Origin of the sequence: Clostridium sp. K04, assembly GCF_019734375.1 — a bacterium.
Classification (GTDB): domain Bacteria; phylum Bacillota; class Clostridia; order Clostridiales; family Clostridiaceae; genus Clostridium; species Clostridium saudiense.
Map to the genome: position 1 here is coordinate 1 of NZ_JAASHD010000027.1, position 12,996 is coordinate 12,996.

Annotated in this window: 12 protein-coding genes; 11 read left to right on the forward strand and 1 reads right to left on the reverse strand. The window is 27.3% G+C overall.

Annotation, left to right across the window (positions count from 1 at the left end; translation table 11 throughout):
- Positions 1–182 precede the first annotated feature (182 nt).
- The 10 genes from HCG70_RS11700 to HCG70_RS11745 all read left to right on the forward strand — a co-directional run bounded on the left by HCG70_RS11700 (position 183) and on the right by HCG70_RS11745 (position 10,547).
- Positions 183–2,075, forward strand: coding sequence for a beta-glucoside-specific PTS transporter subunit IIABC (locus tag HCG70_RS11700; RefSeq protein ID WP_221697813.1), 1,893 nt, complete (start codon positions 183–185; stop codon positions 2,073–2,075).
- Positions 2,076–2,157: 82 nt separating this feature from the next.
- Positions 2,158–3,567 carry a glycoside hydrolase family 1 protein gene (locus tag HCG70_RS11705; RefSeq protein WP_157029179.1) on the forward strand — a complete coding sequence of 470 codons (1,410 nt, stop codon included), beginning with the start codon at positions 2,158–2,160 and terminating at the stop codon, positions 3,565–3,567.
- A gap of 199 nt (positions 3,568–3,766) precedes the next feature.
- Positions 3,767–4,048 (forward strand): hypothetical protein, encoded by a 282-nt coding sequence (locus tag HCG70_RS11710; RefSeq protein WP_042399664.1) that lies wholly within the window; start codon positions 3,767–3,769, stop codon positions 4,046–4,048.
- 39 nt (positions 4,049–4,087) lie between these two features.
- Positions 4,088–4,798, forward strand: coding sequence for a protein kinase family protein (locus tag HCG70_RS11715; RefSeq protein WP_055275478.1), 711 nt, complete (start codon positions 4,088–4,090; stop codon positions 4,796–4,798).
- 83 nt (positions 4,799–4,881) lie between these two features.
- Positions 4,882–5,445, forward strand: coding sequence for a hypothetical protein (locus HCG70_RS11720; protein ID WP_042399657.1), 564 nt, complete (start codon positions 4,882–4,884; stop codon positions 5,443–5,445).
- Positions 5,446–5,644: 199 nt separating this feature from the next.
- Complete coding sequence (locus HCG70_RS11725) at positions 5,645–6,562, forward strand: patatin-like phospholipase family protein (RefSeq protein ID WP_042399654.1); 918 nt, start codon at positions 5,645–5,647, stop codon at positions 6,560–6,562.
- A gap of 241 nt (positions 6,563–6,803) precedes the next feature.
- Positions 6,804–7,259 (forward strand): GatB/YqeY domain-containing protein, encoded by a 456-nt coding sequence (locus HCG70_RS11730; protein WP_260457821.1) that lies wholly within the window; start codon positions 6,804–6,806, stop codon positions 7,257–7,259.
- A gap of 129 nt (positions 7,260–7,388) precedes the next feature.
- Positions 7,389–8,564 carry a YibE/F family protein gene (locus HCG70_RS11735; protein ID WP_221697814.1) on the forward strand — a complete coding sequence of 392 codons (1,176 nt, stop codon included), beginning with the start codon at positions 7,389–7,391 and terminating at the stop codon, positions 8,562–8,564.
- Positions 8,506–9,309 (forward strand): YibE/F family protein, encoded by an 804-nt coding sequence (locus HCG70_RS11740; protein ID WP_055275474.1) that lies wholly within the window; start codon positions 8,506–8,508, stop codon positions 9,307–9,309. The genes HCG70_RS11735 and HCG70_RS11740 overlap by 59 nt, the downstream gene beginning before the upstream one ends.
- A 185-nt stretch (positions 9,310–9,494) precedes the next feature.
- Positions 9,495–10,547 (forward strand): HD-GYP domain-containing protein, encoded by a 1,053-nt coding sequence (locus tag HCG70_RS11745; RefSeq protein WP_055275471.1) that lies wholly within the window; start codon positions 9,495–9,497, stop codon positions 10,545–10,547.
- Between the two features lie 138 nt (positions 10,548–10,685).
- Here HCG70_RS11745 and HCG70_RS11750 read toward each other — a convergent pair whose 3' ends face one another.
- Positions 10,686–10,847 (reverse strand): hypothetical protein, encoded by a 162-nt coding sequence (locus HCG70_RS11750; RefSeq protein ID WP_172676141.1) that lies wholly within the window; start codon positions 10,845–10,847, stop codon positions 10,686–10,688.
- Positions 10,848–11,094: 247 nt separating this feature from the next.
- Between HCG70_RS11750 and HCG70_RS11755 the strand changes: the two genes are divergently transcribed.
- Positions 11,095–12,858 (forward strand): aminopeptidase P family protein, encoded by a 1,764-nt coding sequence (locus tag HCG70_RS11755; RefSeq protein WP_042399648.1) that lies wholly within the window; start codon positions 11,095–11,097, stop codon positions 12,856–12,858.
- The last annotated feature ends 138 nt before the right edge of the window (positions 12,859–12,996 follow it).

Sequence of the window (12,996 nt, forward strand, 5' to 3'; positions counted from 1 at the left end):
TGTCTTGGATACAAGACACCGTTAGAAGCATTTAACGAAGAACAAGCTAAGTGTTGCACTTAGCTTGACAATTCGTCATAAATAAAAGCTTAGTTATGAAAGGTAGTTACCGTAAGCAGTAGATACTGTATTATGGGCTTTACTTCATTAAAATTAATAAATTTTAAATGGAGGATATTAAAATGGATTATGCAGTAGTTGCAAAAAAAATATTAGAAAAAATAGGTGGAGAAGGTAATGTTAACAGTGTACAACACTGTATGACAAGACTTAGATTCATATTAAAAGATGAAAGCAAGGCTGATGATGAAGCTATAAAAAAGATTAAAGGTGTTATGGGTGTTACAAAACAAGGTGGCCAATATCAAGTTATTATTGGTAATAATGTTGGAGCATGCTATAAAGAAATATTAAAGTTAGGGAACTTTAAAGAAGGAAATTCAAATGAAGTTAAAGAAAAAAAAGGGGTATTTACTAGTATATTAGATGTAGTATCAGGATGTATGTCTGCAACAATGCCAGCAATCGTTGGGGCAGGTATGATAAAGGTTTTACTTGTAATATTACCAATGATAGGAATATTATCAGAAACTAGCCAAACATATACTATTTTAAGTGCTTTAGGAGATGCAACATTTTATTTCTTACCACTAATACTTTGTATTTCTGCATCTAAAAAGTTTAATATAAACGCTTATACTTTAGCAGCAGTAATTGGTGTTATGGTATATCCGGATTTTATAGGATTAGTTGATCCTGGTAATAAAATATCATTATTTGGATTGCCAGTTGCATCTGCAAGTTATGCTTATTCTGTAATTCCGGTAATTATGATGGCATGGGTAATGACATATATTGAAAAATTTACGGATAAAATTACTCCAGCAGTTACAAAGAATTTCTTAAGACCGATGTTAACACTTTTAATTGCACTTCCAATAGCTTTAGTTGTTATTGGACCTATAGGATTCTATGCAGGTGAAGTTTTATCAAGTGCAATGGTATTTATTTATGACAAAGCAGGTTGGTTTGCAATAATGGTAATGGGTGCATTAATGCCTTTATTAGTTATGACAGGTATGCATTGGGCATTTGTTCCACTTTCATTAATGAATATAAATAATCCTAATGTTGGATTTGATACTTTATTATTAGTTGGTATGTTAGCTTCTAACTTAGCACAAGCATCTTCATGTTTAGCAGTATTCTTTAAATCAAAAAATAAAGATTTAAAACAAGTTGCTGGTGCTTCAGCTGTTTCAGCATTCCTTGCAGGGGTTACTGAACCAGCAATGTATGGTGTTACTTTAAAATATAAGAAACCATTATACGCTTGTATGATTGCAGGTGGTATTTCAGGGTTATATGCAGGATTTGTTGGATTAAAATGTTTCGTATTTGCTACACCGGCTATTTTATCAATAGTTCAATTTATAAATCCAGCTGGTGGATCTAACTTTACAAATGCATTAATAGTTGCAGCAATGACGATTGTTATAGCATTTATATTAACTTGGGTATTTGGATTTGAAGATCCAGCTAATGAAGAAGAAGAAGAAAGTCAAGAAGAAGAGATTGCAGCAGATATAGCAGTAAATGAAGAGAAAACTAGCCCACAAACTGATGCATTAGTATTAGCACCAATTAAAGGTAAAGCAGTTTCTTTAAGTCAAGTTAATGACATTACATTTTCAGAAGAAATAATGGGTAAAGGGGCAGCTATAATTCCAAGTGAAGGAAGAGCAGTATCTCCAGTTGATGGAGTAGTTTCAGCAATATTTGAAACAAATCATGCAATAGGATTAACTGCAGATAATGGCGCTGAAATATTAATTCATATTGGTTTAGATACAGTTAAGCTTGGTGGAAAGTACTTTACTGCTCATGTAAAGAATGGGGATAAAGTAAAAGCTGGGGATTTATTAGTAGATTTTGATATAAAAGCAATACAAGAAGAAGGATATGACACAATTACTCCAGTATTAGTTACAAATCCAGATAACTATAGCAATATTTTAACTTTGATAGATAGAGATGTTAATGAAAAGGAAGAGTTTATTAAAGCAACTAAATAATTTAAACAAAATGTTGTATCGAAATACTATTATATTTTAATTTTGATACAACATAAAATTAAAATATATGGAGGTAGTAAAAATGATTAAGTTTCCAGAAAACTTTTTATGGGGTGGAGCTACAGCAGCTAACCAATTTGAAGGTGCATATAATGAGGATGGTAAAGGATTATCAATTCAAGATGTTATGCCAAAAGGAATAACAGGTGCTGCAACTGAAGAACCAACAGCAGATAATATGAAATTAATTGGTATTGATTTTTATCATAGATATAAAGAAGATATCAAATTATTTGCAGAAATGGGCTTTAAGACATTTAGATTATCTATTGCATGGTCAAGAATATTCCCAAATGGTGATGATGCAGAACCAAATGAAAAGGGGTTAGAGTTTTATGATAAGGTATTTGATGAGTTAGCTAAGTATGGTATTGAGCCTTTAGTTACTTTATCTCATTATGAAACACCTTTACATCTTGCAAAAGAATATGATGGATGGGTAGATAGAAGATTAATAGGTTTCTTTGAAAAATATGTTAGAACAGTGTTTACAAGATATAAGGACAAGGTAAAATATTGGTTAACATTTAATGAAATTAATTCAGCGTTACATTTTCCTTTAATGAGTGCTGGAATATGGACTCCAAAGGAAAAGTTAAGTAAGCAAGATCTTTATCAAGCAATGCATCATGAATTAGTTGCTAGTGCATTAGCAGTTAAGATTGGTCATGAAATTAATCCTGAATTTAAAATAGGATGTATGATTTTAGGTGTACCAAATTATCCATTAACTCCAATGCCAAGTGATGTATTAAAAGCTGTAGAACAAGACAGAGGAAATTTATTCTTTGCTGATATTCATGCAAGAGGAGAATATCCTAAGTACATGAATAGATATTTTAAGGAAAATAATATAGAAATTAAATTTGAAGATGGAGATAAAGAAATACTAAAAAATACAGTAGACTTTATTTCGTTTAGTTACTATATGAGTTCATGTGCAACAGCAGACCCAACGAAAAAGGCTGGGAAAGGAAACTTAATTGCAGGGGTTCCAAATCCATATTTAAAGGCATCAGAGTGGGGATGGCAAATAGATCCTGAAGGTTTAAGATATATCTTAAACTTCTTATATGACAGATATCAAAAACCATTATTTATAGTTGAAAATGGGCTTGGTGCTGTAGATGAATTAATTACTGATGAGCATGGAAATAAAACTGTAAATGATGATTATAGAATTAATTATTTAAATGATCATTTAGTTCAAGTTGCCGAGGCTATTGAAGATGGTGTTGAACTAATGGGATATACTACATGGGGATGTATTGATTTAGTATCTGCATCAACAGCTGAGCTTAGAAAAAGATATGGTTTCATTTATGTTGATAGAAATGATGATGGAACTGGAACTTTAGAGAGATATAAAAAGAAAAGCTTCAATTGGTATAAAGAAGTAATTGCCACTAATGGTGGAAGTTTAAAAAGATAATTATTTATTGGGTAATATTTAATTTAATGTATAAAAATAAAATAAAATAAAATTTCGGAAAGACACCTACATTTACTGATGTAGGTGTTTCTTTTTTATACATAACAAAGGTTAAAGTAACACTATTAAAATAAAAAACATAATATATAGTAAGTATAAGTAGTTAGTTAATTATGCTAAAAATATAGAGGTGTTATGTATGGATAATTATGAGGAAAGATCACGTAGAGGTCACAAATATTATTCAATTAATAGAAATAGTAGGTTACAAGAAAATGAATTGAAAGAACTAAAAGAAATAGGCGGAAAGAAAGTCTTAAAGATATTATTAGCTAATTCAAGTAACCCATTAATGGATATAGAGTCATTAGAAAATTCCTTAAGTCCATTATATAGTGATTTTAATAGAAGAACCGTATATTCTTATAGTCTTGAAGAGGAGAAATCACTTTTGAATTTATATTATGGCTATTTACAATAATAGTAATATAACGAAAGTGTAACAAGAGATAAAAACGATATGGACAAGTATTTTAAACCAAATGATATGGTAAATGGATATAGGGTTATTAAAATTATAGGACAAGGAAGATATGGAATTGCATATTTGGCTAAAAACAATCAAGGGGAAAAATGTGTTATTAAGCAATTAAAGAGTAAAATGCTAAATGTTACAAGAGATAAGTTATTTTATGAAGAAGATATTTTAAAAAGTTTAGATAGTCCAAGATTTCCTAAGTTTATTTCAAGGTTTAATGATGGAGTCAGAGAAGGATATTTATTAGAGTATATTGATGGTAGAGTGTATTATGATTTAATTAGTAAATATGATTATGTATTTAGTAGAAAAGAGATATATAATACAGCAAGTCAACTTTTAGATTTAATAGAAATTTTGCATAGTAGTGGTATAGTACATCGAGATATTAGACTTCCTAATGTTATCATTATGAAAAATAGTAAGCTAGCATTAATTGATTTTGGATTGGCTCGATATATTGATGGGTATTATAAAGAGAAGATGGATTATTGGTATATAGGAGATTTTTTAATACACTTATATTATTCATCTTATGAACCGGTATATGCAGAGGAAAGACCGTGGTATATGGAATTAAATTTAACTTCCCAAGAAAGAACCCTTTTAAAAAGATTAATGGGATTAGATAGAAGGTTTAGAAGTATTGATGAAATACGTGAACAATTATATAGAATTAAGAGTAGGTATTAGGAGAAAGCACCATGTAGTGTTAAATTCTAGTATAATATTACATGGTGTATTATTAAGATAAGAAAATAGGGGAGTGGGCTATAATGGAAGCTATAAGGATATTAGAAGTATATCCAGAAAGTTTTAGGGCAAATATTTATACCGATGATCCATTTAGAATGATTGGATTAATAGATGTAGATATTGAATACACTTATGGAATTGAGAGAGTAACATTAGCATTTTATAGATCCTCAGGAACAAATAGCGGTAAGATACAGGGATTATGGTATCCTATAGTTGGAATAAAAATTAAAAATGGAAAATTTACTGAGTTTTCAAGTGATATAAATATAATTATGAAAAATTCTACTAGACAAGGAAAAGGTAAAAAAGGGTGGCTGGCAAAATCAATATTCTTTTCTAAAAAGATAGATGCAAATTATCAAAAAAGAGGATTTTCATATGGAAGGCATTATGAAAAACTATTAGGTATTGGAGAATTATTAAGGCAGTTATATAATAAGCAAAAATATATATATGATAATTCTTTAAGTGCTAAGGAGTATAATAAAATACTGTATTCTGAGGAAATAAAACAAGGAAATAAATTAAGTCAAAAGGTGAATTTTGATAATTTTATAAAAGATGTATTTGAGCAAAGATAATTAAACTAAGACATGTATTGCTAAAAATTTAGTAATACATGTCTTTTTAAATTAATAATCATAAATTAGTTTAAATTTTAGAATGTATATAGTAATAATAATGTGTTATGAAATATTTTGAAAAATTAATATTTATAGTATAATTATGTAAATAAGAGCGATTAGCATTCAATTTAAGTAAAGTATAGGAAGGAATAGTATGAAAATAGGATTAGTATTAGCAGGCGGTGGTGGAAAAGGAGCATATGAGCTTGGTGTATGGAAAGCTTTAAAAGAATTAAATTTAGCACAATATATATCAGTTTTTTCAGGAACGTCTATAGGTGCATTTAATTCTGTATTATTTGCTATGGATGATATGAAAAAGGCAGATGAGCTTTGGGAAGAGGTAACCATGGATAAATTAGTTCCTATTAGTAAAGGGGAATTAATAAAAAGAGGAATAGGTTTATATATTGGAGGGAAAAATCTTCAATTGGCTAAAAAGTTCTTAACTGATAAACTTGAACATGGAGCTATAGGTAATGATGGGGCCGTTGAAGTATTAGAAAAATACTTAGATTTTAATAAGATTAAGGAAAATAATAAAATATGTTATGCTGCATGTACAAAATTACCAGATCTAAATGCAAAGTATTTTAGGATTAATGATTATGATGAAGAAATAGGTAAAAAAATAGTGTTGGCTTCAGCTTCATTACCATTAATATATGAAAGTACAGAAGTATTAGGTGAGAAATATATTGATGGAGGTATTGCAGACAATGTTCCTATTCAACCTGTATACGGTGAAAAGTGTGATATTATAATTGTAGTTTTATTATCTAAAGAAGTGCAAATAGATAGATCGCTTTATCCAAATTCAAAACTTATTATAATATCACCAGAAAATCTAGTTGAAAATACGTTAACAGGAACATTAAATTTAGATACAGATGCTAAAAGGGTAAGAATAAGTGAAGGATATAATGATACAATCAATAAACTTGAGCCAATTGTAGAATTAATAAATTATATAAATTTAAAAGAGGAAGAAGAAAAGAATCCAGTTTTATTTAAATTATATGAGTATTTAAAAACTATTAAAAAAACAAGTACTAAGAAAGCAAAAGGATAAATACTTTATAAATGAATTCGTATGATATTAGATGAGGTTAATGTAGAAGCTATTGAGCTGTCATTTGATAATTTTATAAATTTATAAAGAAGTGGATAGAATAAAGTTAGAATTTATTAAATTTAATATTATTAGTATAATTATAAGTAAAGGTAGTAATGTTTGATTTTGAATACAAAACTGGTATAATTTACTTAAATAAAAATTTAAAATGAAAGCGAGGTAGGTTAGTTTAAATTTTATGACTAACCAAATAGATATGTTAAAAGAGACATTAAAAAAAGATGAAATAGCTGCTATGAAAGCAAGAGATAAAGCAAGAGTAAGTGTTTTAAGATTAGTTAATTCTGAAATTAAGGCATATGAAGTTAACAATAGAGAAGAAATTTCAGATGAAAATGTAATAAAAATAGTAGAAAAGAGTATTAAGCAAAATAAAGAAGCTTTAGAATATGCAAAGCAAGCTAATAATGAAGAAAAAATAGCTGAAGGGAATTTTGCAATCGAAGTATTAACTCCATATTTACCAAAACAATTAACTGAAGAAGAAGTTAGTGCGATGTTAAGAGAAATAATTACAAATGGTAATTATACTGCAAAGGATATGGGAAAGATAATGAAAGAAATTATGCCAAAGGTTAATGGGAAATTTGATAGATCTAAAATTAATCCTATGGTAAAAGAGATTTTAGTATAATATTATATTATATTATATTATATTATAATGGGCATGTATCATAATTATTAAGATATAGCCCATTTTTTATTTGCAATAAATTATATATAATTTATTTGATTTATTTATAAGATAAAGAAAGGAGTAAGTATGGAAATGATAAAAAGGTATATAAAAAATAATAAAGGACGATTTTTTACTGTTCTTATATTTTTTATAGTATTTTTGGTTTTATTTATTTGGACTAACAATAATTATAATATTTATAAATCTACAATAGCAAAAGTAATAAGCTTAGAAAATGTTTATGATAAAATTGAAAAAGGACCAAATGATATAGAAGAAAAATACTATATTCAAACAATGGTTGTGAAAGTAAAAAATGGACAGTATAAGGGGCAACAAATAACTTTGAAAAATTCATATTCATCATCAATGTTAATGAATGAGAAATATAAAAAGGGTGATGATTTATTTATAAGTATTAATGAAAACAGTAGTGAATTATCAGGGAGTATTATAGGATTAAAAAGAGATAAATTTATAGTTTTACTTATTGGATTTTTTGTTATAGCTTTAGTTGCTGTAGCAGGAAGGTTTGGAATATTTACATTATGTACTTTAATTGCTAATATAGTAGCATTTATATATTTTATTAAACTTTATGTTTCAGGCAAGGATTTTATGTTAATAAATGTTTTAATGATTATTTTCTTTAGTGTAGTTACTTTATTGATACTAGGGGGATTTTCTAGAAAGAACATTGGAGCAATTTTATCTACACTAATTACTACTTTTTTAATATTTGCATTATATAAGATTTCATTAGCTTATACTGGAGATTTACATTATGAGTTAATGGATTATATTGCAGGGCCTAATGATTTAGAGAATATATTTTTATCAGGGGTTTTAGTTGGATGTTTAGGAGCTGTTATGGATGTAAGTATTACAGTAAATTCTGCAGTTAATGAGTTGGTAAATGCAGCAAAATCTATTACATTAAAGCAGTTAATTAAATCTATTAGAGAAATAGGTCATGATATTATGGGAACAATGATTAATGTTTTAATGTTTTCTTATATTGGAGGAAGCTTATCTATTGTAATTTTAAAAATAATAAATGGGTATAATTTTCAAAGATTAATTCAATTTGATATATCTTTTGAAATAATAAGATTTTTAGTAGGATCTATAGGAATAGTTTCAGCTGTCCCTATATCAGCTTGTGTAGCTCTATTATTTTTTAGAAAGGGGATGAGTAAGAATGATAGTGTTGCTAACAATAGTATTGCTGATGTTAATGATTCTAGTAGGAGGAGATAGGGGCGCAAAGTCGTTTATTGCACTTGCATGTAATGTGCTTTTATTAGTAATGGCTGTATTTATTATTAGTCATGGGGTAAATCCTGTACTTGTTACAATCATTGGAACTATAATTTTTTGTCAGATAACATTAATTTATCAAAATGGACATAATTTAAAGACCTATGCTGCAGTAATTTCGGTGGTATGTGTTATTTTATTGCTAAGTTTATTAGTTTCAATATTAGGAACAAAGTCTAATTTAGGTGGATATAGTGAGTTAGATTTAAGTTCTGAATTAAGTGTATACTTATCTCCTAATATTAATATAAACATGAATCAATTAATGATATGTATGATTATTATAAGTTTATTAGGAGCAGTAATGGATACTGCTATGGCTATTACATCTTCACTATATGAATTTAACGAAGTTAATAGTGAATTAACTTTTTCTGAATTAGTAGGATTAGGGTTTAATGTTGGAAGGGATATTTTAGGGACAACTGTTAATACAATATTTTTTGCTACTATAGGTGAAACTATGATGATAGGAATATTATTTATAAAAAATAAATATACTTTTGAAAGTGTTATTAATTCAAAAGAATTTTATAAGAATTTATTCGATTTAGTTATTTCTAATATAGGATGTTTATTAATAATTCCTATAAGTATTTTTATTTGTACTTATATGATTAAGAGTAATAATAGTTTTATTAAAAAGGTAAAGGATTATTGCCAAAAGATGAGTAATGAAAATTAAATTTTAATTTTATGTAAAAATGCTACATAACACCTAAATAAATGTAGTATTTTTCTGTATTATATTACAAGATAAAACATAATATTCTATAAAAAACTATAATATTAAAAAAATATATATTATGTTATAATAAGGAATATGAGGGGAGATAAGTTGGGGATTGTGTATAAGGGGTAAATATAATAATGAAAAATCATATTTTAGTAATTAATAATAATTTAGAAGACATTGAAAAAATAAAAAATATATTAGGTAAAGTCTATAGAATTACTATAGTCAAATCAACCCAAAAAGCACTTGAAGTGGTAAAAGATGATACACCAGATTTAGTATTAGTAGATATTAGTTTAATTAGAATTAGTGAAGATGAATTTATTAAAATAATAAAAAAAAATAAGAAGTTATATAAAATACCAATAATCTTTATAGCGGCTAGTTTAAGATATAAAGATGAAGAGCTGAATATGGAATTAGGTGCAATAGATTTTTTAAGAAAACCTATAGAATCAGAGATAATGCTTAAAATAATAAAGCTTAATTTAGAATTAAAAAACTATATAAAAGATTTTGAATATAGAATTCATGAAAGAAATAATAGAATTGAGGATTTAAAAAATGCATTGATATTATCTTTATATGAATTAGTTGAATGTAGAGATTCTCATACTGGAGAGCATGTAAAGAGAACAGCAAAATATGTTGAGATATTGACTGAAGAATTAGTTAAAGAGGGGATTTTTAAAGAGATATTAACAAAAGAATATGTTAAAGATATGATTAGAACAGCTTTATTGCATGATATTGGGAAAATTGGAATTGATGATGCAACTCTTTTAAAAGCAGGATCATTAGATAGCGATGAATTTGAATTTATGAAGTTACATACGACTTTAGGAGCAAAGGCATTACAAAAAATAATAGATGAAATTAAAGAAGAAAATAAATTTCTAAATATCGCTAAGGATATGGCTCATTATCATCATGAAAAATGGGATGGCACAGGATACCCAAAAGGGTTAAGTAAACTAGATATTCCTCTTTGTGCTAGGATAATGGCTGTTGGTGATGTATATGATGCATTAACAACCATGAGACCTTATAAAGAAGCATTTTCACATGAAAAAACTGTAGAGATTATTTTAAAGGGAAAAGGAACAAGTTTTGATCCGAATATTATTGAAGTTTTTGAGAAGATTCATATTAAATTAGAAGTTGAAAAAGAAGCAATGAATAAATAGTCAATTATCAGTTTTATTTATAATACAAAAAAAGTTAGGATGGAGATGATATCCTAACTTTTTATTGTTTTAAAAGTACCAATTTTATTGGTATTAGTATGAGGCATATCAAAAAAAAATAGGTTTGGCTAAGCGTACTTAGAAACAAAGGAATAATAAAGGCCATATTAACCAAGCATTACCAAATCCACAGTTTCCAAATCCACAACCATTATTGAAATTTCCACAGCATCTATTATTCATACAAGAGTTGTTATTTCTACAACAATTTCTTCTACAATTATTACAATTGTTTCTCATGTTTACTCCTCCTATAAATAGTAAAGCTTGTTTTTAGAGCTAAACTATTTTGCTTATACTATAATATACTCAAAGGTAGTAATTTGGTGCACATAACAACAAGAAATGTAAATAAAAATATATTTATTTTACTTAATTTTTAAGAAGAAGCACGCTATAGAGAATAATATTGAGAATCTATTTTATTATTTTAATAAATAATATAAAATAATAGTAATCAAAAGGAGAAATAAAAAGAAAAGAGGGAATAAAAATGAGTAGACTTTTAAAGTTAAGAGAATCAATGAAAAAATATAATATAAATTATTATATAATTCCAAGTTCAGATCCACATCAAAGTGAATATGTAGCAGAGTACTATACGGGTAGAGCTGCGATTTCAGGTTTTACTGGATCAGCAGGAACATTATTAGTTGGAGAAAATGAAGCTAAGTTATGGACTGATGGAAGATATTTTATTCAAGCTGCAGAACAGTTAAATGGAACAGGAATAGACTTAATGAAAATGGCTACACCAGGCTATGATACTATAAATGAGTGGATAGAAAAGAATGTGTATGAAGGAGAAACTATAGGGTTTGATGGAAATTGCTATAGTGTTAATCAGTATAAAGAACTATTAAATATAAGTAAAAAGAACAACTTTAATATAAAAATGGACAAAGATCTATTAGAAGAGGTTTGGGAAAATCGACCTAGTTTACCTAAATCAAAAATATTTATTCATGATGTAAAGTATTGTGGAAAAACTGCTAATGAAAAGTTAAAAGCTGTAAGACTCGTTATGAAGGAAAAGAATGTAGAAAGTTATTTATTAACTTCCTTAGATGATATAGCTTGGTTATTTAACATAAGAGGAAATGATGTTTTGTTTAATCCAGTAGCATTAAGCTATTCAATAATCACTGATACCGAAGCTAAACTATTTATTGATAAAAGCAAGGTAAATAAGGAAGTTGAAGATGAGTTAAAATTACAAGGAATTGAAGTGTTTGAATACCTAGAAATTGAAGAAGAAATAAAGAAACTTAATGGTAAAGTGCTAATAGACCCTGCAAAAGTTAATGCAAAATTATACTCTTTATTAAAATGTGAAATAAAAGAAGAGGTAAACTTAACAACTAATTTAAAAGCAATAAAAAATAATGTTGAAATAGAAAGCTTAAAGAATTGCCATATTAAAGATGGAGTTGCAATGGTTAAGTTTATCAAATATTTAAGAGATAATATAGGAAAAGAAAAGATTACAGAATTATCAGCTAGTAAGGTATTAACTGAACTTAGAAGTAAGGAAGAACTAGCAATGGGTGATAGTTTTGGAACTATAGCAGGGTATAAAGAACATGCAGCAATGATGCATTATAGTGCTACAGAGGAAAGTGCTTATGAGCTTAAAGAAGAAGGATTATTTTTAGTAGATTCAGGTGGACAATATTTAGATGGAACAACAGATATAACAAGAACTTTTGTTTTAGGAAATATTACAGAAGAAGAAAAAAGGGATTTTACGTTAGTATTAAAGGGACATATTAATTTAGCTAATGCAAAATTCTTAAAGGGTGCTACTGGAGGAAACTTAGATGTATTGGCAAGGGGACCTTTATGGCAATATGGATTAGATTATAAGTGTGGAACAGGTCATGGAGTTGGATTTTTCTTAAATGTTCATGAAGGCCCACAAGGAATAAGACCGTATGGAAATAATGTAGTTTTAGAGCCAGGAATGATATTAACTAATGAACCAGGTGTTTATAAAGAAGGTAAATTTGGAATAAGAATTGAAAATATTATGGTAGTAGTTGAAGATGAAACTAATGATAATGGAGAGTTTTATAGATTTGATACAATATCATACTGCCCTATAGATTTAAATGGAGTTAAGGTTGAGTTATTAAATGATGATGAAAAAGCATGGCTAAATAACTATCATAAGAAAGTATATGATAATCTTTCTCCTTATTTAAATGAAGAAGAAAAAGAAGTTTTAAAAATGGAAACTAGAGAAATATAAATATTGTGTAGGAATTTAGTTGATTTATATGATATAGAAAGAAATATTATATTGTAATACAAATTGTTTATGGAATTTTAATATAGAAATAAAGAAAAAATAAATGGAGTATCGTAAGGGAAGTTATATTAATTTCTG

Excerpts from the sequence above, each read along its gene's own strand:
- HCG70_RS11700 (WP_221697813.1), top strand. The coding sequence starts at position 183 with ATGGATTATGCAGTAGTTGCAAAAAAAATATTAGAAAAAATAGGTGGA.
- HCG70_RS11705 (WP_157029179.1), top strand. The coding sequence starts at position 2,158 with ATGATTAAGTTTCCAGAAAACTTTTTATGGGGTGGAGCTACAGCAGCT.
- HCG70_RS11710 (WP_042399664.1), top strand. The coding sequence starts at position 3,767 with ATGGATAATTATGAGGAAAGATCACGTAGAGGTCACAAATATTATTCA.
- HCG70_RS11715 (WP_055275478.1), top strand. The coding sequence starts at position 4,088 with ATGGACAAGTATTTTAAACCAAATGATATGGTAAATGGATATAGGGTT.
- HCG70_RS11720 (WP_042399657.1), top strand. The coding sequence starts at position 4,882 with ATGGAAGCTATAAGGATATTAGAAGTATATCCAGAAAGTTTTAGGGCA.
- HCG70_RS11725 (WP_042399654.1), top strand. The coding sequence starts at position 5,645 with ATGAAAATAGGATTAGTATTAGCAGGCGGTGGTGGAAAAGGAGCATAT.
- HCG70_RS11730 (WP_260457821.1), top strand. The coding sequence starts at position 6,804 with ATGACTAACCAAATAGATATGTTAAAAGAGACATTAAAAAAAGATGAA.
- HCG70_RS11735 (WP_221697814.1), top strand. The coding sequence starts at position 7,389 with ATGGAAATGATAAAAAGGTATATAAAAAATAATAAAGGACGATTTTTT.
- HCG70_RS11740 (WP_055275474.1), top strand. The coding sequence starts at position 8,506 with ATGATAGTGTTGCTAACAATAGTATTGCTGATGTTAATGATTCTAGTA.
- HCG70_RS11745 (WP_055275471.1), top strand. The coding sequence starts at position 9,495 with ATGAAAAATCATATTTTAGTAATTAATAATAATTTAGAAGACATTGAA.
- HCG70_RS11750 (WP_172676141.1), bottom strand. The coding sequence starts at position 10,847 with ATGAGAAACAATTGTAATAATTGTAGAAGAAATTGTTGTAGAAATAAC.